The organism is Microbispora sp. NBC_01389 (assembly GCF_045040095.1).
Taxonomy (GTDB): Bacteria; Actinomycetota; Actinomycetes; order Streptosporangiales; family Streptosporangiaceae; genus Microbispora.
Genome location: NZ_CP109552.1, coordinates 4,116,176 through 4,140,059, shown reverse-complemented (window position 1 = coordinate 4,140,059; position 23,884 = coordinate 4,116,176). Strand labels below are relative to the sequence as shown.

The 23,884-nt window shown below is 73.2% G+C and carries 18 protein-coding genes; 9 read left to right on the top strand and 9 right to left on the bottom strand.

The genetic code is table 11. From position 1 onward, the window contains the following. Nucleotides 1-39: 39 nt before the first annotated feature. Complete coding sequence (locus OG344_RS18660; protein WP_405084185.1) at nucleotides 40-1,314, bottom strand: glycosyltransferase; 1,275 nt, start codon at nucleotides 1,312-1,314, stop codon at nucleotides 40-42. A 117-nt stretch (nucleotides 1,315-1,431) separates the two neighbouring features. Between OG344_RS18660 and OG344_RS18655 the strand changes: the two genes are divergently transcribed. Beyond that, nucleotides 1,432-2,049, top strand: a complete 618-nt coding sequence (locus OG344_RS18655) for a TetR/AcrR family transcriptional regulator (RefSeq protein ID WP_405084184.1) — start codon at nucleotides 1,432-1,434, stop codon at nucleotides 2,047-2,049. Between the two features lie 12 nt (nucleotides 2,050-2,061). Here the strand turns inward: OG344_RS18655 and OG344_RS18650 are convergent, their stop codons facing one another. The 4 genes from OG344_RS18650 to OG344_RS18635 are packed head-to-tail and all read right to left on the bottom strand — an operon-like array spanning nucleotide 2,062 to nucleotide 5,825. Beyond that, on the bottom strand, nucleotides 2,062-3,111 hold the full coding sequence (locus OG344_RS18650; RefSeq protein WP_405084183.1) for an ABC transporter ATP-binding protein: 1,050 nt from the start codon (nucleotides 3,109-3,111) through the stop codon (nucleotides 2,062-2,064). Next, nucleotides 3,108-3,881 (bottom strand): ABC transporter permease, encoded by a 774-nt coding sequence (locus OG344_RS18645; protein ID WP_405084182.1) that lies wholly within the window; start codon nucleotides 3,879-3,881, stop codon nucleotides 3,108-3,110. Before OG344_RS18645 ends, OG344_RS18650 begins: the two co-directional genes overlap by 4 nt. Continuing rightward, nucleotides 3,874-4,740, bottom strand: a complete 867-nt coding sequence (locus tag OG344_RS18640; RefSeq protein ID WP_405084181.1) for an ABC transporter permease — start codon at nucleotides 4,738-4,740, stop codon at nucleotides 3,874-3,876. Before OG344_RS18640 ends, OG344_RS18645 begins: the two co-directional genes overlap by 8 nt. Further along, nucleotides 4,737-5,825, bottom strand: coding sequence for a spermidine/putrescine ABC transporter substrate-binding protein (locus tag OG344_RS18635; RefSeq protein WP_405084180.1), 1,089 nt, complete (start codon nucleotides 5,823-5,825; stop codon nucleotides 4,737-4,739). The genes OG344_RS18640 and OG344_RS18635 overlap by 4 nt, the downstream gene beginning before the upstream one ends. Nucleotides 5,826-5,949: 124 nt before the next feature. Here OG344_RS18635 and OG344_RS18630 point away from each other — a divergent pair, with 124 nt between their 5' ends. The 3 genes from OG344_RS18630 (at nucleotide 5,950) to OG344_RS18620 (ending at nucleotide 10,161) form a co-directional block, all read left to right on the top strand. Beyond that, the gene (locus tag OG344_RS18630; protein WP_405084179.1) at nucleotides 5,950-7,038 is read left to right on the top strand and encodes a hypothetical protein; all 1,089 of its coding nucleotides are present in this window, start codon (nucleotides 5,950-5,952) and stop codon (nucleotides 7,036-7,038) included. 55 nt (nucleotides 7,039-7,093) lie between these two features. Then, nucleotides 7,094-8,032 (top strand): SIS domain-containing protein, encoded by a 939-nt coding sequence (locus OG344_RS18625; protein ID WP_405084178.1) that lies wholly within the window; start codon nucleotides 7,094-7,096, stop codon nucleotides 8,030-8,032. Between the two features lie 194 nt (nucleotides 8,033-8,226). Continuing rightward, nucleotides 8,227-10,161, top strand: a complete 1,935-nt coding sequence (locus tag OG344_RS18620; protein ID WP_405084177.1) for a protein kinase domain-containing protein — start codon at nucleotides 8,227-8,229, stop codon at nucleotides 10,159-10,161. Nucleotides 10,162-10,255: 94 nt separating this feature from the next. Here the strand turns inward: OG344_RS18620 and OG344_RS18615 are convergent, their stop codons facing one another. Then, entirely contained in the window at nucleotides 10,256-12,511 is a 2,256-nt protein-coding gene (locus OG344_RS18615) for an MMPL family transporter (RefSeq protein ID WP_405084176.1), read from the bottom strand. Between the two features lie 483 nt (nucleotides 12,512-12,994). Between OG344_RS18615 and OG344_RS18610 the strand changes: the two genes are divergently transcribed. The 4 genes from OG344_RS18610 to OG344_RS18595 all read left to right on the top strand — a co-directional run bounded on the left by OG344_RS18610 (nucleotide 12,995) and on the right by OG344_RS18595 (nucleotide 18,320). Beyond that, nucleotides 12,995-15,601 carry an ATP-binding protein gene (locus tag OG344_RS18610; protein ID WP_405084175.1) on the top strand — a complete coding sequence of 869 codons (2,607 nt, stop codon included), beginning with the start codon at nucleotides 12,995-12,997 and terminating at the stop codon, nucleotides 15,599-15,601. 76 nt (nucleotides 15,602-15,677) lie between these two features. After that, entirely contained in the window at nucleotides 15,678-16,997 is a 1,320-nt protein-coding gene (locus OG344_RS18605; protein ID WP_327044555.1) for an alkyl sulfatase dimerization domain-containing protein, read from the top strand. Between the two features lie 94 nt (nucleotides 16,998-17,091). Beyond that, nucleotides 17,092-17,916 carry a HipA family kinase gene (locus tag OG344_RS18600; RefSeq protein WP_405084174.1) on the top strand — a complete coding sequence of 275 codons (825 nt, stop codon included), beginning with the start codon at nucleotides 17,092-17,094 and terminating at the stop codon, nucleotides 17,914-17,916. Then, nucleotides 17,913-18,320 carry a DUF3037 domain-containing protein gene (locus OG344_RS18595; RefSeq protein WP_327044553.1) on the top strand — a complete coding sequence of 136 codons (408 nt, stop codon included), beginning with the start codon at nucleotides 17,913-17,915 and terminating at the stop codon, nucleotides 18,318-18,320. The genes OG344_RS18600 and OG344_RS18595 overlap by 4 nt, the downstream gene beginning before the upstream one ends. Here the strand turns inward: OG344_RS18595 and OG344_RS18590 are convergent. The 3 genes from OG344_RS18590 to ispG all read right to left on the bottom strand — a co-directional run bounded on the left by OG344_RS18590 (nucleotide 18,301) and on the right by ispG (nucleotide 22,302). Further along, nucleotides 18,301-19,143: a GNAT family N-acetyltransferase gene (locus OG344_RS18590; RefSeq protein WP_405089117.1), complete on the bottom strand. Its 843-nt coding sequence runs from the start codon at nucleotides 19,141-19,143 to the stop codon at nucleotides 18,301-18,303. The genes OG344_RS18595 and OG344_RS18590 overlap by 20 nt on opposite strands. Nucleotides 19,144-19,200: 57 nt before the next feature. Continuing rightward, nucleotides 19,201-20,982: an alpha/beta hydrolase gene (locus OG344_RS18585; RefSeq protein ID WP_405084173.1), complete on the bottom strand. Its 1,782-nt coding sequence runs from the start codon at nucleotides 20,980-20,982 to the stop codon at nucleotides 19,201-19,203. A 153-nt stretch (nucleotides 20,983-21,135) separates the two neighbouring features. Continuing rightward, nucleotides 21,136-22,302 carry a flavodoxin-dependent (E)-4-hydroxy-3-methylbut-2-enyl-diphosphate synthase gene (gene ispG, locus OG344_RS18580; protein ID WP_405084172.1) on the bottom strand — a complete coding sequence of 389 codons (1,167 nt, stop codon included), beginning with the start codon at nucleotides 22,300-22,302 and terminating at the stop codon, nucleotides 21,136-21,138. A gap of 370 nt (nucleotides 22,303-22,672) precedes the next feature. On the opposite strand from ispG, the gene OG344_RS18575 reads away from it, so the two are divergent. Further along, on the top strand, nucleotides 22,673-23,812 hold the full coding sequence (locus OG344_RS18575) for a lytic polysaccharide monooxygenase (protein WP_327044550.1): 1,140 nt from the start codon (nucleotides 22,673-22,675) through the stop codon (nucleotides 23,810-23,812). Nucleotides 23,813-23,884 lie beyond the last annotated feature (72 nt).

Sequence of the window (23,884 nt, the reverse complement as noted above, 5' to 3'; positions counted from 1 at the left end):
CGTCCTCGGTCTCGATGGTCCCGCCGCTCACCGGACGGCTCACTTCGCCGCGACGTTCTCGATGACGTCCGCGGCCACGCGCAGACCGTCACGACGGCGGATCTCCTCGCCGGCCGCGGCGAGCCGGTCCCGCAGGTCCTGGTCGCCCAGCAGTGCGCCGATGGCCCCGATCAGCTCGTCGTCGGTGAAGCGGTAGGTGTCCAGGCGGACGCCGTACCCGGTCTCGTGCACGCGCTGGGCGTTGTCGTACTGGTCCCAGAACAGCGGCATCACGATCATGGACTTGCCGAAGTGGAACGCCTCGGTCGTCGTGTTGTTGCCGCCATGCGTGATCACCAGGTCGACCAGCGGAATGATCTTCGTCTGCGGGACGAACTCAGCCCCCCACATGTTGGGAGCCAGCTCGATCTCCTCGTGCAGCGGGCCCTTGGAGACGATGTACCGGTGCGGCGTGCGGGCCAGCACCGAGATCACGCGGCGCATCAGCTCGACGTCGGCCGAGCCGAGCGACCCCAGCGAGAAGTAGATCAGCGAGCCCTCGCCCGGGATGTCCGGGAGCGTGAAGTCGTCGTCGGTCTCCCGCACCGACGAGTCCAGCCGGGTCCACGACGCGCCCAGCGGCCGGTCGGCCACATAGTCCACGATCCCGGGGTACACGTACAGGTTCGCGTCGCCCTCGTGGATGAACTCCAGGTCCGGCAGCGGCGGGGCGCCCTGCGCGACCACCCACTCGTTGAACGACTCCCACACCTCACGGTGGGTCCGGTCGTACTCGGCCCGGAACTCCGCCCAGCCCGTCCCGTCGGCGGGCAGGCCCGAGAACGGGGGGGCCACGCCCGGGCCCTTCACCTCCAGCGGGTTGCACGACACGATCCGTACGAACGGGACGCCCGCCGTCACCAGGGCGGGGAAGGCCACCACGTTGTCCTCGACGATCACGTCCGGCCGCACCCGCTCGATGATGGCCTTGAGCTGCGGCTCGCAGTATTTGGCGCCGTCGATGAGCGCGTCCCAGATCGGCTTGGTCACGGTCTCCAACTGCTCGGCCGTGCTCTTGCGGTACTCGGGCGCCGTGTCGCGGATGAAGTCCTTCCAGAACTGGCCCGGGTCCTGCTCCTCCTCCGCGGGCGGCGCCAGGTCGACGAGGTCCTCCTCGAAGCCCAGCGCCTCCAGCTTGCCCTTCCACGACGCCTCGGCGGCGAACACCACGCGGTGGCCACGGCGGCGCAGGACGTCGCCGATCCCGACGCAGTTGTTCGTCGGCCCGTAGGCGCTCTCCGGCATGAACAGGATCGTCAAGGGCGTGGCCGTCATTCGAGGCTCCTCTGAAGCTAGTTGAATCGAGATTCAAATACGGACTTGCTACACCCGTCAAGGGTTGGCGCGGTATCGTGGCGCCCGATTGAACCTGGGTGCAATGACAGGGGTGGGATGGCACAGCGCAAGAGCAAAGCGGACCGGCGTCTCGACCTCATCGACGCGGCCCACCGGGCGATGATCCAGCACGGTGCCGAGGGGGTCCACCTCAACCAGATCGCCGAGGAGGCGGGGCTCACCTCCGGCGCGGTGCTCTATCACTACCCCGACGTGCGCGAGCTGCTGATCGAGGCCCATCACGCCGGCATGGAGCGCTTCTACGAGCGGCGGATGAAGAAGATCAGCGGCGTCTCCGACCCGGCCGAGAAGCTCATCATCACGATCCGCTCGGGCCTGCCCGACGGCCCGGACGACGCGGGCGTGCGTCTGCTGTGCGAGCTCGGCGGCGCCGCCGGCCGCAACCGTGTCTACGCGACGCTGCTGACCACGCTGTTCGACCGGCAGGTGTCGATGTACCAGACGATCCTGGAGACGGGCGCCGCCCACGGCGTCTTCACGCTGGCGCACGACTCCGAGACCATCGCCCGCAACCTCGTCGCCCTGGAGGACGCGTACGGCTACCGCGTCATCGCCCGGCACCACTCGATCAACCCGGACAGGGCCGTCGAGCTGATCCTCGACTACGCCCGCCTGGCCACGGGCAACCCACTCAGGCCCGCCGATGGCCGCTGACCCCCGTCGTCCTCATGAGGTCACGGGGACGAGCGCGCCGTCGTCGGCGTCCCACGAGACGGCGACCTCGGCGCCGGCCTCCACCCTGGCCCGCCCCTGCGTGGCCGCGAGCACGTTGCGGTCGTGGCCCGCCACACTCAGCGCCACGTGGGAGACGCCGCCGTAGAAGCTGACGTCGACGACCCTGCCCCGCAGCACCCCCTGGCCGGCCGTGACCGGGCCGAGGCGGATCAGTTCCGGCCGTACGGCGAGCATCGCCGTCCCGCCCTCCATGGGCCCCGCGGGCGCGGGCAGCACGCCCAGCCCGTCCACGTCGAGCCCCTTGCCGGTCACCCTGCCGGTGAACAGGTTGCTCGCCCCGATGAAGCCGGCCACGAACGGCGTGCGCGGCCGTTCGTAGAGGTCCACGGGAGCGTCCACCTGCTCGACCCGGCCGCCGTTCAGCACCGCGATCCGGTCGGCGAGCGACATGGCCTCCTCCTGGTCGTGGGTGACCACGACGAACGTGATGCCGACCTCGTGCTGCAGCCGCTTGAGTTCGAGCTGCATCTCCGACCTGACCTTCTTGTCCAGCGCGCTCAGCGGCTCGTCGAGCAGCAGCAGCCGGGGACGCTTGACGACGGCCCTGGCCAGGGCGACCCGCTGGCGCTGCCCGCCCGACAGCTCGTGCGGCCTGCGCCGGGCCTGCGCGGCCAGGCCGACGGTCTCCAGCACCGCGGCGACCCGCTCCCGGATCTCCGCGCGGGGCAGCCGCTCCCGCTCCAGGCCGTACGCCACGTTCTTCTCCACGCTCATGTGCGGAAACAGGGCGTACGACTGGAACATGAGGTTGACCGGGCGGCGGTGTGCGGGAGTCGCGAGCAGGTCGGCCCCGTCGAGGCGCACCGAGCCGGTGTCGGGCTGTTCGAACCCGGCGAGGATCCGCAGCAGGGTGGTCTTGCCGCAGCCGGACGGCCCCAGCAGGGCGAAGAACTCGCCCTGCCGGATGTCGAGGCTGACCGAGTCGAGCGCGGTCACCTCGCCGAACCGGCGGCTCACGCCGTCGATGGAGATGAGAGTCATTTCAGTGCCTCGGTCAGCCTGGTCAGGCGCTGTGCGACGATCACGACGGTGAAGCTCACCGCGAGCAGCAGCGTCGCCAGCGCGTTGATCTCGGGGGTCACGCCGAACCGCACCATGGAGTAGATGACGATCGGCAGCGTCGGCTCGGACGGAGCCGCGGTGAAGAACGCGATCACGAACTCGTCCAGCGAGAGCGTGAAGGCGAGCAGCGCGCCCGCGACGATGCCCGGGGCGAGCGTGGGCAGCGTGATCCTCACGAACGTCGTCAGCGGGGCCGCGCCGAGGTCCCGGGACGCCTCCTCCAGCGACGTGTCCATGCCGCCGAGCCTGGCCCGGACGACGGCCGCGACGAAGGCCATGCCGAAGACGGTGTGCGCGATCAGCACGGAGTGCAGCCCGAGCGTCAGCTTGATCGCGGAGTAGAACGCCAGCAGTCCGATCGCGATGACGAGGTCGGGCAGGATCGCGGGCAGCGTCGAGAGGGCGTCGAGCAGCCGCGAGCGGGTGTGGCGGGCCAGCCCGACGGCGAGGAGCGTGCCGAGCACCGTGGACAGCGCCGTCGACCCGAGGGCGACGATCAGCGTGTTGACCAGCCCGGTGCGGATCGAGGCGTTGCCCGCCAGCCTGCCGTACCAGTCGAGGGAGAAGCCGCCCCACGAGTAGGGCGACCTGTTCTGGTTGAACGACATCACGACGAGCACGACGATCGGCGCGTACAGGAACAGATACGTCAGCCAGAAGGGCAGCCGGAGCCAGCCGTGTCTACGCACCTCGTCCCGCCCTCCGCGCGGCCCACGCCTGGGCGAACAGCAGCAGCACGAGCACGGCGACGACGGCCAGCGCGAGCACCGACCCGAACGGCCAGTCGCGGGCCTTGAGGAACTGGTCGCGGATGAGGTTGCCGACCATGATCCGGCGTCCGCCGCCGAGCAGCTCCGGGATCACGAAGTTGCCCAGGCTCGGCACGAACACGAACACGCATCCGGTCAGCACTCCGGGCAGCGACAGCGGGAGCGTGACCGACCAGAACGTCCTGGCCGGCCGGGCCCCGAGGTTCGCCGAGGCCTCCCGCAGCTCCGGGTCCAGCCGCTCCACGGCCGAATACAGTGGGAGGATCATCAGCGGGAGGTAGGCGTAGAGCAGCCCGGCGACGATGGCGCCGTCCGTGTAGAGCAGCTCGACCGGTCCCAGCCCGAGCGACTTCAGACCGGAGTTCACGAGCCCCTCGGAGTTGAGCAGCACGATCCAGGCGTACGTGCGGATGAGGAAGTTCGTCCAGAACGGCAGCACGACCGCCACCAGGGCGATCACCTTCCACCGGGCGGGCAGCCTCGCGATCAGGTACGCCGTGGGGTAGCCGAGCAGCAGGGCGAGCAGCGTCGTGATCGCCGCGAGCTTCACCGACCCGGTCACCACGTCGAGGTAGAGCGGGTCGGCGAGGCGGGCGAAGTTCTCCCCGGTCGGCTCGTAGACCATTCCCCCGAACCGGCCACGCCGGAACACGGTGTAGCTCAGCACCAGTGCCAGCGGGACCAGCAGGAAGACGGTCAGGAAGCCGAACCCGGGCCCCATCGTCGCGAGACGGCCGGCCGCCTTCCCGAGCACGCGGGCGGGCTGTCGGGCCGTCATTGCGCCGCCGAGACCTCGGTGGACAGGCGCGTGTACGCGGTGGACGCCTCGCCGAGGTCGACCAGGCTCTCGCCCTTGAGCAGGTCGGCGGGGGGCTGCGCCAGGGCCGGGTAGCTCTTGAGCAGCTCCGGGTCGACGGCGTCCATGGCCGCCTTGTTGGGGATCTTGTAGAGGATGTTCGCGGCCACCCAGCCGTGCACCTCGGGGTCGAGGATGTAGTTGACGAAGGCGTGCGCCGCCTCCTTGTTCTTCGAGCTCTTGAGGATCACCATCGTGTCCGCCCAGAGGTCGCTGCCCTCCTTCGGCACGACGAACTCGATGTTCTTCTCCGCCGTCGGGCACCAGCCGTCCCACGCCTCGGCCAGCGCGGCCTCGCCGGACTTGAGCCGGTCGCCGAACGTGGTGTCGTCGTAGGCCAGCAGGTCGGGCTTGACCTTCAGCAGCATCGCCTTGGCCTTGTCGAGCACCGCCTGGTCGGTGGTGTTGACCGAGGCGCCGAGCAGCTTGAGCGCGGGCAGCGCCAGCCACCGCTCGGTGGTCATCATCGTGATCTTCTTCCTCAGCTCGGAGGCCGGGTCGAGCAGGTCGTTCCAGCTCGTCGGCGGCGTCTTCACCAGATCGCTGCGGTAGCACAGCCCGGTGGTGCCCCAGGTGTACGGGACGGAGTAGGCGTTGCCCTTGTCGTAGGCGAGCTGCGACGCCTCGGGGTAGAGGTTCTTCAGGTTCGGGATCAGCTCGCGGTGCATGGGCTCCAGCAGGCCCTGCGCGTTGAGCGCCTGCGCGTACTGGCCGGACACGAACGCCACGTCGATGCCGCTGTCGCCGCTTGCGGTCAGCTTGGCCACGATCGTCTCGTTCGTGTCGTGGATGGCGACCTTGGTGTCGAACCCGAGCTTGGCCTTCACTCGCTCCGGAAGATCCTTCGGGCTGTAACCGTCCCAGATCGAGATCGTCAGGCTCTGCTTGGACAGGTCCGCCTTGGCGTCGAGGCCCGCGGGCGCGGAGTCGGTCGGCGAACCTCCGCCGCAGGCGGTCAGCGCGAACGCCAGAAAGGCGGAGGTCACGACGGGCACGCGACGAGTCATGGGGAGCTCCCTTGCGTGAGGATGGCGGCAAGTGTTGCAGGACGGCTCAACGTAGACAAGACTTTGGCCGTCACGTCTACCTCCGCTTTCTGTTGTCGTATTGAATCCACATTCAGGAGATCGAGTGGAAGGGTCCCGCTGGCCTCGGGTGACCGAGGGGCCGGACGGCGTCCTCGCGCTGGAGACAGGCGACGGCGTCACCGAGCGCGTTCTGCGCGACCTGGCGCGGGGAGCCGCTCCGCCGCCCTTCTCGGTGCGCGCGCTCCTGCCACTGCCGCCGGTGCCGGCCGGGGAGCGGCCGATAACGGTGGACCAGACCAACCACTCGGTGATCGCGGGCGAGACCGTGGTGGTCAAGTGGTTCCCCCGGCCCTCGCGGGCCCCGCACCCGGCGCCCGACCTGCTCGCCCATCTGACCGGTTTCGCCCGTACGGCCGCGCCGTACGCCGCGGTCTACTGGGAGGATGCGCTGGTCGCCCTGGTGACCGCCTACCTGCCGGAGGCGCGGGACGGCTGGGAGTGGTGCGTCGACGAGGCGGAGGCGGGCAGCACGGACTTCGCGGGCGAGATCGGCTCCCTCGCCGCCGAACTGCACCTCGCGACGGCCACCCCGTCCGCGGTCTTCCCCGACCCCGTACGGCTGTCGCCGCCCGGCTCCGGTGCGTGGCGTGAGCGGGCCGAGGAGGCGCTGCGCGAGGCGCTGACGCTGACGGACGGCGAAGACGGCGCGTGGCTGGCGGGACGGGCCGAGGCGCTGCGGAGCGAACTGGAGCCCCTCGCGTCGCTCGCCGCCACGCCGCTGATCCGCGTCCACGGCGACCTGCACGTGGGGCAGATCCTGCGGTGGCGGAACGGCTACGCGGTGGTCGACTTCGACGGCAACCCGACCGTGGCGGGCGCCGATCCGTACCAGCCGGCCGCCCGCGACCTCGCGCAGCTCACCACGAGTGTGGACCACGCGGGACAGGTGGCGGTCAGGCGCAGGTCCGCCGACCCCGCCGCGACGGCCGCCTGGGCCGTCTCCGCGCGGCGGAGACTCCGGACGGCCTACACGCGGACGCTGACGGAAGCCGGACAGTCCGGCCTGCTCGACGCGTCGCTGCTGCGGCCGTTCGAGGTGGAGCAGGAGTGCCGGGAGCTGATCTACGCCACCCGGCATCTGCCGCGCTGGCGGTACGCCCCGATGGGCGTGTTGCGGTCCTGGTTCGCATGAGCGGCCCGTGTGAGCGGCCCGTGTGAGCGGCCCGCGTGAAGAGAGGGTGGAGCCGGTGGACTCGACGTTGTTCGGGGAGGACCTGGAGGCCAAGCCGGCCGCGCTGGCGGCGCTGGCCCGGCTGCTGGACGCCGGCGATCCGTTCGAGGGGCTGGCACGGCGGTTCGACCGGATCGTCTTCCTCGGTATGGGCAGCTCCCGCTACGCGGCGGGGGTGGCGGCGGGGCGGCTGCGGGCGGCCGGGGTGGACGCGGTCGCCGAGTACGCCTCCGCCGCGCTCGGCACCCCGCCCGGCCCGCGGACGGCCGCCGTCGTCGTCTCGGCGTCGGGCGGCAGCCGGGAGACCCTCGACGCCCTGGCCCGGCACACGGGCAGGTCGTTCGTCGTGGCGCTGACCAACCGGCCCGGATCCCCGGTGACCGAGGGCGCCGACCTGGTCGTGCCGATGCTCGCGGGCGAGGAGCGGGGCGGCGTCGCCTGCCGGACGTTCCAGCACACGCTCGCCCTCCTGCTCACGCTCGCCGAGGGCCCCGTGGCCGTGGCGGGCCTCGTACGGCGGGCCGCGGAGGCCACCGCCGACCTCCTGGAACGGCGGCCGGAGTGGCTCGCGGACGCCGTGGCGCTGCTCGACGGGCCGCACGGCGTCTACACGATCGCCCCCGCCGAGCGGCTGTCGTCGGCCGAGCAGTCGGCGCTGATGTTCCGCGAGGGCCCGCGCCGCCAAGCCGACGCGTGCGAGACGGGCGACTGGGCGCACGTGGACGTCTACCTCACCAAGACCTGCGACTACCGGGCCGTCCTGTTCCCCGGCTCGCGGTACGACGACCAGGCGATGGAGTGGATCAGACAGCGTGGATCGCGGGTGCTCACCGTCGGCGGCGAGGCCGAGGGGCAGGCGGCGGCGGTGCGGTACCGGCACGACGACGACCCGGACGTCGCCCTGCTCACCGAGACACTGGTGCCCGAGCTCGTCGCCGCCGCGCTCTGGTACTGAATCCCCGTCCACCCGCGGCGGGGCCCGCGCGCCGCGCGGCCGGCCACCCGCGCGGAGTTCGGCCGCCCGGAACGAGCCGGCGGCCCGCGCGGCGCGTCACCCCCCGGATTACATCCGGAAGGTGACGTTTTTGCTCCGGTGACAACCGCCCTTTCGGGTGAGACCTTGGGTCAGGGCGGATTCAAGGGGGCGTCATGAGGGCCTGGTCGGTACCGGGCTACCGGGAGGTGCGGGAGCTCGGCGCGGGCGGCGCCGGGCGGGTCGTGCTGGCGACCTACACGACCACCGGCGCCTACGTCGCCATCAAGCACCTGCACGAGGAACTGCGCCGGGATCCGCGCTTCCTGGCCGGGTTCCGGCACGAGGCCCGGGTCATGGTGGAGCTCAACGACCCCAACGTCGTGCGCCTGTACGAGTACGTCGAGGCGCGCGACGGCGCGGCGATCGTCATGGAACTCGTCGACGGCGTCTCCCTGCGCAAAATCCTCGCCGAGCACGGCTCGACCGGTCCCGAGGCCGCGCTGGTCGTGCTGAAGGGCTCGCTGGCGGGCCTGTCGGCCGCGCACGCCGCGGGCATCGTCCACCGTGACTACAAGCCGGAGAACGTGCTGGTCCAGGCCGACGGCGCGAGCAAGCTGTCGGACTTCGGCATCGCGACGCCGAGCGGGACGCCGGAGGCCCCCGCCGGCACCCCGCCGTACATGGCCCCCGAGCAGTGGTACGGCGGGCCCGCCGGTCCGGCCACCGACGTCTACTCCGCCACCTGCGTGTTCTACGAATGCCTGACCGGGCACCGGCCGTACCGTGCGCAGGACATGGCGGTGCTGCGCATGCTGCACCGCAGCGCGCCCGTCCCGGCCGGGGACGTGCCGGCCCCGGTGCGGACCCTGGTCGAGCGGGGCATGGCCAAGAACCCGGCCGACCGGCCGCCGACCGCCCGGGCCTTCGTCGCCGACCTGGAGACCGCGGCGACATCGGCCTACGGCCCCGACTGGGAACAGCGGGGCCGCCGTCACCTGGCGGAACTGGCCACCCTGCTCGCACTGACGTTCCCCCTGGCCACTCCGGCGGTGCCGGTCGAGGTGTCCACGTCGCTCGCCCGGACCGTGCTCGCCGAACGGCTCACCCGCTTCGCCCCGCGCTTCGCCCTCGGCGCGGTCGTGCTGGCGGCCCTGGTGACCGCGGGGGTGCTCGCCGCCAACCGGCAGACGCCGGTCGCGCAGGGCACCCTGCTCACGCCGCCGCCGCACAGCCGTCCCGCCGCGCCGCCTCCGGACACCGCCGGGCCGGTCCCGCCCGGGGCCGCGGAGTCGTACGGCCCCGGCCCCGCGGACTCCGCCACCGAGGACCCCGGCGGCGGCACCGACACCGGCACCGGCGGCGGCACGGGCACCGGCACCGGCGGCGGCACGGGCACCGACGCGGGCGGGGTGCCTGTCCCCTCCCACATGGGCGCCACGAGGCCCCCGAGCCATGCGCCGTCCCCAGGTCGTACGCCGTCTTCCAGCCCTGCCCCGCCGCTGGTGACCGGCCTCGGCATCACGTCGTTCGACGGTCAGGCGGTGATGGTCGAGGTGCGGGCGAGCACGACCGGGCGGGTGCTGCTCACCACGCGGTTCGCCTCCGGACCGTCGCCCGCCGCGCTCGTCGCCGCGCCGCCGCAGACGATCGCGCTGCGGGGCGCGACCTCCTACCGGATGGGTTTCCAGCAGCCCTTCCCCTCCCCCGCGTGCGGGACGACCGTGCACCGCAGAGTCGAGGTGTCCACGGTCCCGGCCGCGCGAGGGGACGCCGGTACGCGCGTGGAGACCAGGACCGTCACCGGTCCCCGGTGCCCTAAGCCGGACGTGTCGCCGACGGGCCCCCGCGAAAGCCCCGGCCCGCGCGAGAGCCCCGAACCGGCCGGAACCCCCGGCGTGCCCACGACTCCGGAAGCGCCGACTCCCGAACCGCCGAAGACACCCGAGCCGCAGCAGACTCCCGAAGCGCCGCAGAGTCCCGACAGGCCGCAGAGTCCCGACAGGCCACGCACGCCCGACACGCAGCAGAGTGCGCCCCGAAGTGCGCCGCAGGCCGGAAACGCGGAGCCGCAGAGCCCGGCACCCCTCGGTTCGGCGGACGCGGAGTGAGCACGGCGGAGACTCCGCCTCGTTGACGCGTCCGGGTCCGCCCGGGTCCAGTTGTCGGCTCCTCGGGCGCCTGGCGGCGACGCACGGTGCGGGGTCAGGGGCGCCGGGCGGGCCGGCCGGCGTCCACGAGGAGGAATTCCGTCCGCCCGGCGGGCGGAGCATCCTCCTCGTGGCCCTCGACCGACAGGTTCGGCAGCAGGCGGTCGAGCCAGCGGGGGATCCACCAGTTGAGCCGGCCGAGCAGCACCATGGTGGCGGGCACGAGGAAGCCCCGGATCAGGGTGGCGTCGACCGCGATGGCCACGGCGAGCCCGACCCCGAACACCTTGACGAGAGGATCGGGATAGGCGATGAACGCGGTGAACACCGCCACCATGATCAGCGCCGCGGAGGTGATGACCCGGCCGGTCGACCCGAGCCCCTCGGCCACCGCGGCGCGGTTGTCCCCGCCGCGCGTGTAGGCCTGCCGTACGGAGGTGAGCAGGAAGACCTCGTAGTCCATCGACAGCCCGAACAGCACGGCGAACAGCATGAGCGGCACGTACGTGTCGATGGGCACGGAGAAGAACAGCGTGGCGAGATAGGACCCGTCGGCCGAGACCGGCGGGTCCATGCCGACCACGCGGCTGCCGAGGCCCTGGGAGAACACCACGGAGAGCGCGCCGAAGGCGGCCCCCAGCGAGACGAGGTTCATCACCGCGGCCTTGACGGCGACCAGGGGCGCGCGGAAGGCCAGCAGCAGGAGCAGGGCGCTGAGCAGCGCGACGACGCCGACGACCAGGGGGGTCCTGCTCATCATGCGGTCGCCCGCGTCGGCCATGCCGGCCACCTTGCCGCCGACGTGCAGGCGCGCCCCCGGCACCTGGACGGCCCGCACCCGCTTCACCACGTCGAGGGCCCGCGGGTCGCTCGGCGCGTAGTCGGGGACGACCTGGAACAGCACCGAGCGGCCGTCGTCGTTGACCACCGGCTCGGCGACGAACGCGACGCCGTCGACGTGCTCGATCCGCTGCCGCAGCACCTGCACGAGCGGGTCGGGCGGCGTGGAGCCGGCGATCCGCTCATCCGTCTCGGCGACCGCGATGAGCCCGCCGTTGGCCCCCGGGCCGAAGCCGGCCTCGATCAGCTCGTACGCCCGCCGGGCCGGCGTGCCCCTGTCGCCGTACCCGTCGTCGAGGGGGCCGAGCTTCATCGTCAGGGCCGGGGCGGTGAGCGCCGCGAGCACGACGACGGTGACGGCGAGCACCCGCCAGGGGCGGCGCGCCACCCACAGGCCGAGCCTGGTCCAGCCCGTCGCCGGGCCGTCCCGCCGGGCGGCGCGCCCGAAGAAGGGCAGCCGCAGCGCGTTGATCCGCTGACCGAGGACGCCGAGCAGCGCCGGGACCAGCGTGATCGAGGTGAGCACGGCGCACACGACCGAGACGCCGGTGATCCAGCCGAGCGTGGCCAGCAGCGGGAACCCGGCGAGCATCAGCGCGCTCAGGGCGATGACGACCGTGCCGCCGGCGAACAGCACGGCGCCGCCGGACGAGGCGGCCGTACGCCGGACCGCCTCGTGCACCGCGACTCCCCGCGCCAGCAGCGCCCGGTGCCGGGAGAGCAGGAACAGCGCGTAGTCGATGCCGACGCCAAGGCCGATCATCGTGGCCAGGATCGACGCCGTCGAGGGCACGTCCACGATGTGACCGAGCAGCCCGATGAGGCCGAGTCCGACGCCGATGCTGACGATCGCGGTGAAGATCGGCACGATCGCGGCGACGAGCGTGCCGAAGGCGAACAGCAGCACCAGCAGCGCGACGACGACCCCGATGACCTCGCTGACGCCGGTCTTGATCTGCTTGTCGGCGGGGGTGGAGCTGTCGGAGGGGACGACCTCGATGCCCGCGCGGGCCGCCGGAGCGGCGGCGGCGGCGAGCTGCTCGGAGGTCTGCGCGATCTTCGTGGTGTCCTGCCCCCGCAGCCGCACCGTGATGACGCCGATGCGCAGGCTCGGCGACATTCCGCCCACCCGGTACGGCGTCTCCACCCGGGCGACGTGCGGGGCCCGCCGCAGGGCGTCCAGCGACCGCTCGACGGCCTTCTTGCGGGCCTTCTCGTTCAGCGTGCCCTTCGGGGTGTAGAGGACGAGCTGGACGGTCCCGCCCGGGTCGAACCCCGGGCCGAAGCCCTCGCGCATGAGCTCGTGCGCCCGCTGCGCGTCGGTGCCGGGGATCGCCACGTCGTTGTTGACCGGACGGCCCCACACCACCGTGCCCGCGGTCACCAGCCCCGCCGCGAGCACCCACAGCGCGAGCACGAGCAGGCCGTGCCGAGCGCACCATTCGCCGAGCCGCCCAAGAAGCCCGCTCATCGTCGACCGTCCGTCCCCGGGTAGCGCGTCATGACGGCCGTACCGTACGGCCGTACAGTACGAGGGTAAAGGTTGGTGATCGGCGGCCGCCCGACACCTTCACCCGGCCGCATCGTGGTGGTCCGGTTACTCACCGGTGACATCGGCGGCGCCGCGCCCGGGTCGCCCGGCGGCGGGGAGGCGGTCACGGAGTGCGGAAAAGAATTTTTCATCCGGATCGCCGGGCCGGGCCACTCCCCCGCGACCCGCGCGCGCGCCGGGCCGCCCTGGTGCGGCGCTGTCGGGGGTGGTGCGGACCGTCGGGCGTGCCCGCGCCGGTGGCCGGGGAAACCTCGACCGCCGCCGTCGCGGCGTTCGAATTCTGATATCCATATCCCCTTGCGATCACCGCCGGGGCGCGTCACATTTCGTGTGAACGTTCAACCTTTATGCCGCGTCCTAGGAACGCCAGCGGACCCGATGTGAAGGGGGTGACGGCCAGCCGTGGACGTACCGGCCGTCGGGGAGGGCCGCGCGGGCGCGCTCGGCCAGGTGGTCTCGGCCCTGTCGAGCACGCCCCGGACCGTCCTCATCGTCGGCGAGCCCGGAATCGGGAAGACCCGCCTGCTCGGCGAGGCGGCGGCGCGGCTGGAGGGCTTCCGCGTGCTGCGCGGCCAGGCGCGGGAACTGGACGGCGGACGGGCGTACGCCCCCCTGGTCGACGCCCTGGGCTCGCTGCGCGGCGAGGCGGCGGGCGTCCTGTCCGATCTGCTGGAGTCGATCGACCAGGCGGCGCTCGGGGAGCCCGCGGCGGCGCCCGGCGCGATGGCCGCCCGGGTCCTGGAGTCGCTGCCCGGCCCCATCCTTCTCGCCCTCGACGACATCCACCTCGCCGACGCCGACACGCTGGGCGTGCTGCGGGCCCTGCCGCACCGGCACGACTCCATCGCCATCCTCGGCACCGCGCGGCATCCGCCCGCCCTCGACGTGGACCTGTGCGTACGGCTCCAGCCGCTGACCATGCCCGAGGTGGCGGAACTGGTCACCGCGCTGCTCGGCCGTACGCCGAGCGACGCCGTCCTGCGGCGGATCCACGCGGTGAGCCGGGGCAACCCGTGGTTCGCCCAGGAGGCGGTGCTGACGCTGGTGCAGGGCGGCGCGGTGCGCTCGGCGGACCCGGGGGCCCGGCGCGGCGCGATCCTCAGCCGGCTGTTCCAGCGCGACCGGGGTGGCCGCGACCTCGCCCGCGTGCTGGCCGCGCTGTCGCGGACCAGGGAGGCCGCGGACCCGGCTGCGCTCGCCGTGCTGGCCGGCCTGTGCCCGGAACAGGCCGAACGCGCCTTCGACGCCCTGGTCCGGGACGGCGTCGTCGCCCGGAGCGGCGACGGCTACGCCCTGGCTCACCCGCTGGTCGCCGAGGCGCTGTACGACGACCTCGGCCCCGCGGGCCGGCGGGACGTGCACCGCCGCATCGCCGACATGCTCGAAGGCGACGGGCTGACCGGCACCCGGCGGGTGCTGGAGTGGGCCACGCACATGGCCGAGGCCGGCTCGCCCGCGCGGGCCCTGCCGGCGGTGCTGCGGGCGGCCGACCTGACCCGCTGGACCGCGCCGCTGTCGGCCGCGCACTGGTACGGCAAGGCCGCGGAGCTGTCCGCCGAGCCGGGCGAGCTGCTGGCGAGGCAGGCCCTGGCCTACTGGAAGGGCTCGCGGCCCGCGCTGGCGCTCAACTCGGCCCAGCGCGCCCTCGCCGTGCTGCCCGCCGGGCGGCGCCGCACCCAGGCCGCGTACACCGCCGTCGGCGCCGCGCACGCCATGGGGTGGTACGAGGTGGCGCTCGACGTGGCCCGCCGCCAGGTCCCGAAGGCCGACGACGCCTCGGCGCTGCTCGCCCAGCAGGCGCTGGTCAGCGCGGAGCTGGGCCGCCCGAGCCGCGACATCGCCCGCCGCGCCTGGGAGGGCGTCGCCGACTGCCCGCCGCAGGACCGCGCGATCGCGGTGGGCTGCCTGGCGATCCATGCGCTGGTGCGGGGTGACTGGGCCGAGAGCCGGCGGGCGGTCGACGAGTTGCTCGCCTTCGCCGCCGCGCTGCCGCCCGGCGCCCGCCTCGCGTCCCTGGAGTCGGCGGCGCACGTGCTCGCGGCGGCCGGGCACCGCGCCCGCGCCGCCGAGGTGCTGGAGCAGGCCGAGCAGATCCACCGCGGGCTCGGCTGGCATGACATCGCCGGGCAGCACGTGCGGACCGTCGCGGTCATCCGGCGGCTCGGCGGCGACTGGGAGCGCGCGCTCCAGGAGATCGCCGTCGCGGCCCGGGGGCTGGCCGAGGCGGGCCTGCTGGAGAACCTCGCCCTGCTGCGCAACATGGAGCTCGACATCCTGCTCGACCAGGGCAGGCTGGAGGAGGCCGACCGCGTCCTCGCCGAGCCGCCGCCCGGCTGCGCCATGCAGAACGGCCTGCGCTGCACCTTCCGCGCGCGCCTCGCGCACGCCCGGGGCGACCTCGCCGCGGCGCGGCGCGAGCTCGGCCGGGCGCTCGCCTGCGACGTGCCGGACGTGGTGCACCGGGCCCTCGCCGTCCAGGTGTTCGTCACGGGAGCGGCCGGTGACGACGTGGCCTGCCGGGCGGCCGCCGCCCGGCTGGACGAGCGGTCGGCGAACGGCAGTCCCCGGACCCTGCTGGCCGCCGACCTGGCGGTGGGCTGGGCGTTCCGGCGGCCCGCCCGGGCGGGCGCGGCGCTGGAGCGGGCCCGCGCCGACGGCCTGCCGTTCGAGGAGGCCCGCGCCCGGTTGATCCTCGGCGCGCTGGGCGACGCGGCGCAGCTCCCCCGCGCGCACGCCATCTTCACCCGGCTCGGCGCGGCTCCCTGGGCGGCGCTGTCCGGCCGCCGCCTGCGCGAGGCCGGGATGGTCCCCGAACCGGAGGGCCGCCTCACCCCCGGCGAGCGCCGCGTCATCGAACTGGTCGCGGGCGGCCTGAGCAACCCCGAGATCGCCGAGGAGCTGCACTACAGCCGCAAGACCGTGGAGGTGTACCTCACCCGGGTCTACGCCAAGACCGGGCTGCGGTCCCGCGTGGAGCTCGCCCTGGCCGTCGCACGCGGCGAGCTGTGACCGCGGACCCACGGCCGGGGCTGTTTAGGGATCTCCCTACTGGGCGCCGCGCGCGCGGAGGGCCAGGCTCGGGAGCATGGAGTCACCGATCCTTCGGTTCGCCGACGCGGTCTGGCGTGGTGCGGTGCGTCCCGAGGACGTGCCCGTCTCCGATCTGCGCCGCGACGGGGTGCAGGAGATCGCCTACGGCGTCGCGATGTGGCCCGCCTGCGGCAACGTCTACGTGGTCCGGGGCGAGGACGGGCTGGCTCTCTTCGACACCGGCGACGCCCACGAGGCGTCGCCGTCCTACCGGGCCATCAGGAAGTGGTCGGCCGAGCCGCTCAAGTACGCGATCTTCTCCCGGGGCCGGGCCGACCGGCTGGCCGGGCTGGAGGAGTTCGACGCGGAACCCGGCCCGCGCCCCCTGGTGGTGGCGCAGGAGGGGCTGGTGCGCCGGCTCGCCCAGCAGGGCAGGACGGCCGGCTACAACGCCACCGTCGACCTGCGCGAGCAGGGGTTCCCGCGGGTGGTCTGGCCGCTGCCGCACCGGCTGCCCGACCTGACCTATCGCGACCGGCTGTCGCTGTCGCTGGGCGACGTCACCTTCATGCTCACCCACGCCCACGGCGCCACGGACGACGCCACCTGGGCGTTCCTGCCGGAACGCGGCGTGCTGCTGACCGGGGACCTTTTCGCCTGGACGGTGCCGGGCGCGGGCGACCCGCAGCGGGTCCAGGGCTATCCCGACGAGTGGGCGGTGGCCCTGCGCGCCATGGCCGCGCTCGACGCCGACCTGCTCCTCCCCGGCCGGGGCCTGCCGATCTGCGGCGCCGCCCGGGTGCGCAGGGCGCTCGCCGACACCGCCGACTACCTCGACAGCCTGGTGGAGCAGACGCTCGACCTGATGAACTCCGGCGCCCGGCTGGACGAGATCCTGCACGAGGTCAAGCCGCCGCCCGCGCTCGCCGCCCGCGTCTACCTGCGGGAGCACCACGACGAACCCGAGTTCATCGTGCGCAACATCTGGCGGCTGCACGGCGGCTGGCACGACGGCAACCCGGCCAACCTCAAGCCCGCGCCGGACGCGGTGTTCGCCCGTGCGGTCGCCGAGCTCTCCGCGGGCGCGGCGTCGGTCGCGGGGCGCGCCGTCTCCGCGGCGGCCGACGGCGACCTGCGCCTCGCCTGCCAGCTCGCCGAGCTCGCCGCCCAGGCCGAGCCCGACGACCACCAGGTTCACGAGATCAGGGCCCTCGTGTACGCGCTGCGGGTGCAGCAGGAGTCCGGAACCATCGCCCGCGGCGTCTACGCCTGGGCCGCCGCCGAGTCACGCAGCAAGATCACCGGCCTGGACCTCCTGGACGTCTACCACGACGTCACGGAGGGCCGGGTGTGGTGGCTGCCGGTCGCCAACTGAGACAGGTGACCGGCACCGGAGACGTCGTCCGTCACGACGGCCGGCGGGCGCCTGGAGGGGAGCGCCCGCCGGCCCTGCCGGTAACCTTCCTGTCGTGCTCGAACAGATCACGGCGACGCGGTACGTCGCGCCGCTGCGCGAGGGCGGCTCGCTGCCCGGCGTCGTCGAGGCCGACGACCTCGGCACCTACGTCGTGAAGTTCCGCGGCGCGGGCCAGGGCAGGCGGGTGCTCGTCGCCGAGATCGTCTGCGCCGAGCTCGCCCGGCGGCTGGGCTTCGCCACGCCGGAGCTGAAGGTCGTCGACGTCGATCCCCAGCTCGGCGCCCGCGAGCCCGACGAGGAGATCCAGGATCTGCTCACCGCGAGTGCCGGGCACAACCTCGCGATCGACTTCCTGCCCGGCGCGCTGGGCTTCGACCCGCTCGCCTGGCGGCCCGACGCCGGGTTCGCCTCCCGGGTGCTCTGGTTCGACGCCTTCGTCCACAACGTGGACCGGAGCTGGCGCAACCCCAACCTCCTGGTGTGGCACGGCGGGGTGTGGCTGATCGACCACGGCGCGGCCCTGTGGTTCCACCACAACTGGCCGGCGGCCGACCCCCGCCGCCGGTTCGACGGCCGCGACCACGTGCTCGCGCCGTTCGCGACCCGGCTCGGCGAGGCCGACGCCGACCTCGCCGGGCGCGTCACCCGTACGCTGCTCGACGAGGTGACCGCGCTGGTGCCGGACGAGTGGCTGGAGGACGAACCGGGCTTCGCGGACGCGGCGGCCGTACGGCGGGCCTATGCCGAGCACCTGCTCGCCCGGGCCGCCGGGCCGCGTGACTGGCTGCCGGACCCGGGCGAGGCCCCCGCCCCGCGCGGTGAGCCGGGCGCGACGATCGGCGGCTTCTGGCGGGCCGCGCGGGAGGCCGGGCGATGAGCGGGCGGGACGTCTACGAGTACGCGGTGATCCGCGTGGTGCCGAGCGTCGAGCGGGGCGAACTGGTCAACGCGGGGGTCATCCTCTACTCCCAGCCACGCGGCTATCTGTGCGCGCGGGCCGAGCTGGACGAGCCCCGGCTGCTCGCGCTGGGCGCGCCGGTCGACCTCCCCGGCGTGCGGCTGGCCCTGGCGGCGTACGAGCGGGCCTGCGGCGAGGAGGCGGGGCCGTTGTGCGGGGAGCCGCTCGGCGCGCGCTTCCGCTGGCTCACCGCGCCGCGCAGCACGATCGTGCAGACCGGGCCGGTGCACGCCGGGCTGACCGGTGACCCGGCCGCCGAGCTGGAGCACCTGCTGACCCGGCTGGTCAGGCCGCCGACCGCGGTCAGAACAGCACGGACATGAACGAGTCGACCTCCCGGAAGCCCACCCTGCGGTAGACGGCCCTGGCCGGGAGGTTGAAGTCGTTCACATAGAGGGTGACGACCGGGGCGAAGTACTTCAGCGCCTGCTCCACCACCGCGGCCATGCCCGCCACGGCGTGGCCCCGGCCGCGCAGGTCCGGGTGGACCCACACGCCCTGGATCTGGCAGGCGTGCGGCGTGACCGCGCCGATCTCCGCCTTGAAGACCACCCGGCCGTCGTCGATCCGGGCGTACGAACGCCCGATGCGGATGAGCTCGGCGACCCTCGACCGGTAGAGCGCGCCGCCGTCGCCGTTGTCCGGCGAGACGCCCACCTCCTCGGTGAACATCGCGACGCACGCGGGCAGCAGGATGCCGAACTCCTCGGGGCGGACCCGCCGGACGAGCGGGTCCGGCTCGACGGCGGGCGCGGAGCTCGTCGCCATGACCGGCTGGGCCGACCGGATCGCGCGGGCGCCGCCCCAGTGGGGTTCGAGCCGCTCCCAGAGCTGTTCGACGGCGGCGGCCGGGCCGACGATGGACGAGCAGCGGCGGCCCTGCCTGCGCGCCCGGTCGGCGAAGGCGTGCACGGCCTCGCGGGTGGCGTTGACGGGCACCAGGTTCGCCCCCGCATAGCACAGGGACACCAGCCCGCCGCGCGGGCCGTATCCCCACATCTGGCCACCCAGCCGCGAGGGGCTGAGGCCGACGGCCCTGACCCTCGCCGCTACGAACACGTTGGCGACCGGATCGGTGTCGAGGAGCGTCAGCACCTCGTCCCGGTCGCCGTCGTCGAGCACGCGCGACGCCGATGTGCGCAGCATCACGGGCCCAGCCTACGCGAAGGGTTCACGTTTGGGATGTATCGGCCCGCGCGGGCCTCACCGCCGTACGGCGGATTCGTGCGCGGCCGCGCCGGGCGCCGCCGCCACATTCGCCGGAGCCACAGCCGCCGGAGCCACAGCCACGGGCGCCGCCCGCGGCGGCGGGTCGGCCGGGCAGCTCGCGCCGGCTCCCCGCGCGCCCCTGCGCTGCGGCGGCGCGGACGCGTCCCGCAGGTAGGCGGCGAGATACCGGTCCACGCACGCGTTCCCGGCGAGGGACACCCCGTGGTTGCCGCCGCCCGAGGTGACCAGCCGCGCGGTCGGGAACCGGCGGCGCATCCGCAGCGCCCCGTCGTACGGCGTGGCGGCGTCCCGCTGGGCCTGGATCAGCAGGATCGGCGGCAGCTGCGCGGTGCCCGCCACCTTGACCGGCGTTCCGCCCTTCTCCGGCCAGAACGCGCACGGCGCGTTGTAGACGGCGTTGGGCCAGGCCATGAAGGGCGCCTCCGCGTGGAGCCGCCGAGTGTCGTCGTGCCAGCGGGCCCAGGACCGGGGCCAGGGCGCGTCCCGGCACTCCACCCCGAGGTAGACGGCGTACGCGTTCTCCTTCTCGGCGTCGATCTCGGCCTCGCTGTGGAAGAGCCTCACCAGGATCGAGGGGTCGCCCCGGTGGACGTAGGCCGAGAAGGCGGCCCCGAGGTACGGCCAGAGCCGGTCGGTGTAGGCGCCGTTGGAGAACACATCGTCGAGCTCGCTCGGGCCGACCAGGCCGCCCGCCGGGCGGTCCCGCAGGCGGGCGCGCATGGCATACCAGGCGTAGGAGACCGCGGCCTCGCTCGCGCCCAGCCGGTAGACGTCGTCGTGCGCGGCCAGCCAGGCGAGGAGGTCGCGGTGGCGCCGGTCGAAGCTGCGGTCCTGGGCGATGTTCGCGCCGTACCAGACGCCCTCCGGGTCGACCACGCTGTCCAGCACGAGCCGGCGCACCCGCCGGGGGAACAGGGTGGCGTAGACCGCGCCCAGATAGGTGCCGTACGAGTAGCCCAGGTAGCTGATCTTGTCCTCGCCGAGGGCCGCCCGGATCGCGTCCATGTCGCGTGCGTTGTTCTCGCTGGTCAGATAGGGCAGGAACCAGGCCCAGCGGTTGCCGCAGCCCTCGGCGTACTGCCGGGCCCGGCCCGCCAGCACCTGCTCGTCGGCGTCGCCGCGCGGCACGTTGTCGGGGCGGGGCGCGGCGAAGAAGCGCGCCGGGTCGGCGCACGACAGCGCGGGCCTGCTCGGGGCCACCCCGCGCGGAGCGAAGCCGACGACGTCGAACCGCGCGGCGACGTCGGCGGGCAGCCGGGCCGCGACGTACCCGGCCAGGCTCAGGCCCTCACCACCCGGGCCGCCCGGGTTGACCAGCAGCACGCCGAGGTGGTTGGCGTCGCGGGAGACGGTGCCCCTGATGCGGTTGAGCGCCAGCGAGATCCGCTGGCCGTACGGCTCGGAGTAGTCGAGCGGGACGTCGAGCGTGGCGCACTCTTTCGTCGGCTCCTGCCGCGTCCCGCGGGGGACGGCGGAGCCCAGCAGGCCGCCGGAGGACGTGTCGCCTTGGGAGACGTCCTGGGAGGAGCCCTCTTCGGGACAGGGCCGCCACTCCAGGGGCCGCTGCGGCGGCCCCCAGGGGCGTCTCCGGGACATCGCCGGGTGCCGCGGCGATGTCCCGCTCCACGACGCCCTGCCCTGGGCCGCGGCCCCTCCGGACGCCGCCGCCCCTCCGGACGCCGCCGCCCCTCCCGGCACGGCGAGCCCGGCGACCAGAGCCGCCACGCCCGCGACCACACCAACGACCCGCTTCACCGGCAACGCTCCTCTGCTCCTGTACGGCAGAGGCAAGCCTCGCGGTGTGATCGCGGCGCTACGTCCGGTACTACCCGGTCATTGCCATTGTGTAGTCAGAGTATTGCTTGTTGTAACGGCTTGTTGTAACGGCTTGTGGCGACGGCCGGGTGGTCAGCGGACGACGACCTCGGGACCGCCGGCTTCGTCGTCGTCGAGGTCCACCTCGACGCCCATCTCCTCGGCCAGGCGCAGGGCCTCCTCGATGAGGGTCTCCACGATCCGCGACTCGGGCACGGTCTTGATGACCTCGCCCCTGACGAAGATCTGCCCCTTGCCGTTGCCCGAGGCGACGCCGAGGTCGGCCTCCCTGGCCTCGCCGGGTCCGTTGACCACGCAGCCCATCACGGCCACGCGCAGCGGCACCTTGAGCCCGGCCAGGCCGGCCTGAACCTGCTCGGCCAGCGTGTACACGTCCACCTGGGCACGGCCGCAGGACGGGCAGGAGACGATCTCCAGGCCGCGCTCGCGCAGGCCCAGCGACTCGAGGATCTGGGCGCCGACCTTGACCTCCTCCACCGGGGGCGCCGACAGCGACACCCGGATGGTGTCGCCGATGCCCTCGGCCAGCAGCGCGCCGAAGGCCACCGCCGACTTGATCGTGCCCTGGAAGGCCGGCCCGGCCTCGGTCACGCCCAGGTGCAGCGGATAGTCACACCGCTGGGCCAGCAGCCGGTAGGCCTGGATCATCACGACGGGGTCGTTGTGCTTGACGGAGATCTTGATGTCGCGGAAGCCGTGCTCCTCGAACAGCGAGCACTCCCACAGCGCGGACTCCACCAGCGCCTCGGGGGTGGCCTTGCCGTACTTGGCCAGCAGGCGCGGGTCGAGGGACCCGGCGTTGACGCCGATCCTGATCGGCACGCCGGCGTCGGAGGCGGCGCGGGCGATCTCGCCGACCTTGTCGTCGAACTTCTTGATGTTGCCGGGGTTGACCCGCACCGCCGCGCAGCCGGCCTCGATGGCGGCGAAGACGTACTTGGGCTGGAAGTGGATGTCGGCGATGACGGGGATCTGCGACTTGCGGGCGATCGCCGGCAGCGCCTCGGCGTCGTCCTGGGACGGCACCGCGACGCGGACGATCTGGCAGCCGGTCGCGGTGAGCTCGGCGATCTGCTGGAGTGTGGCGTTGACGTCGGCGGTCAGCGTGGTGGTCATGGACTGCACCGAGACCGGCGCGTCCCCGCCGACGGGGACCGAACCGACCATGATCTGACGCGACACCCGCCGCGTGGCGATGGGCCGGTTCCGTACGGCGGGAATCCCGAGATCAACAGACATTTCTGCACCTTGTGTGATAGGCGATGCCCGATGGGGGGCTCTCCCAGTCTAAGGAGTGCCGCGCGGGCGGGTGGCCCGAAACCTTTTCACGACGAATGAAGGTTTCATGACCCGCGAAGGATGAAAACGGTCCCACCTGCATGGACGAGCGCCGCCGCGCCGACCGGGGTGGGCGGCGGCGCGGGGCCGACCTACAGTCCGATCAGCGCGAGTGCTCTCGCACCACCACCATCAGGTCGGTTAGTCAGAGGCTGTCCCCCGGGGCCGACGTGCTCGCGCCGTCGGCGGTGCCGTGCTGCACCACGAGTGCGGCAGCCATGACCACGCGAAAGGGTAGCCCGTGGGAAGACCACGAAGAACACCATCGAAGGTGACGATCGGCGTGATCGTCGCCGCGCTGTCCGCCCTCGTCTCCGCCGTCGTGCTCGCCTCCCCGGCGTCCGCGCACGGCGCCCCGATGATGCCCGGCAGCCGCACCTACCTGTGCTGGAAGGACGGCACGACCTCGAGCGGGGCCATCCAGCCGAAGAACCCGGCCTGCGCGGCCGCGGTCGCCAAGAGCGGGACCAACGCGCTGTACAACTGGTTCGCCGTGCTCCGCTCGGACGGTGCGGGCCGGATGTCCGGCTTCATCCCGGACGGGCAGCTGTGCAGCGGCGGCGCGGTCGTCTACGACTTCAGCGGTTTCGACCTCGCCCGCAACGACTGGCCGGTCACCCACCTGACGTCCGGGGCGACCATCCAGTACAGGTACAACATGTGGGCGGCGCACCCCGGCACGTTCCGGTCGTACGTCACCAAGGACTCCTGGAGCCCGACCCGCGCGCTGGCGTGGAGCGACCTGGAGTCGACGCCGTTCGACAGCGTCACCAACCCGCCGAGCGTCGGCTCGGTGGGCACTGAGGACGGCCACTACTACTGGAACGCCCACCTGCCGTCGGGTAAGAGCGGCCGCCACATCATCTACACCGTGTGGCAGCGCTCGGACAGCAACGAGACGTTCTACAGCTGCTCCGACGTCGTCTTCGACGGCGGCAACGGCGAGGTGACGGGCGTCGGCCAGACCGGCACCAGCACCCCCACCCCCACCCCGCCCACCTCGCCGAGCCCGTCGGCCTCGCCCTCCCGCACGCCCAGCACCTCGCCGAGCCCGTCGGCCTCGCCGTCGCGCACGCCCGGCACCTCGCCGAGCCCGACCCCGTCGAGCGGCCCCGGCGGCTGCTCTGCGACGTACAACGTCGTCAGCTCGTGGGGCGGCGGCTTCCAGGGTGAGGTGACGGTGAAGGCCGGCTCCTCGTCCATCGGCGGGTGGACCGTCAGATGGACCCAGCCGAGCGGTGTCACGGTGACCCAGGTCTGGAACGGCACGCTGAGCCAGTCCGGCAGCAACGTCAGCGTGCAGAACGTGAACTACAACGGCAGCCTCGGCGCCGGCGCCTCGACCACCTTCGGCTTCCTGGCCAACGGATCGAGCAGCGGCACCCCGTCGCTGACCTGCTCGGCGGCCTGACCCGCCCGGCTGTGGCGCGCCCCACCTGACCCGGGGCGCGCCACAGTTCCAGCAGTGGTTCCAGCAGTGGTT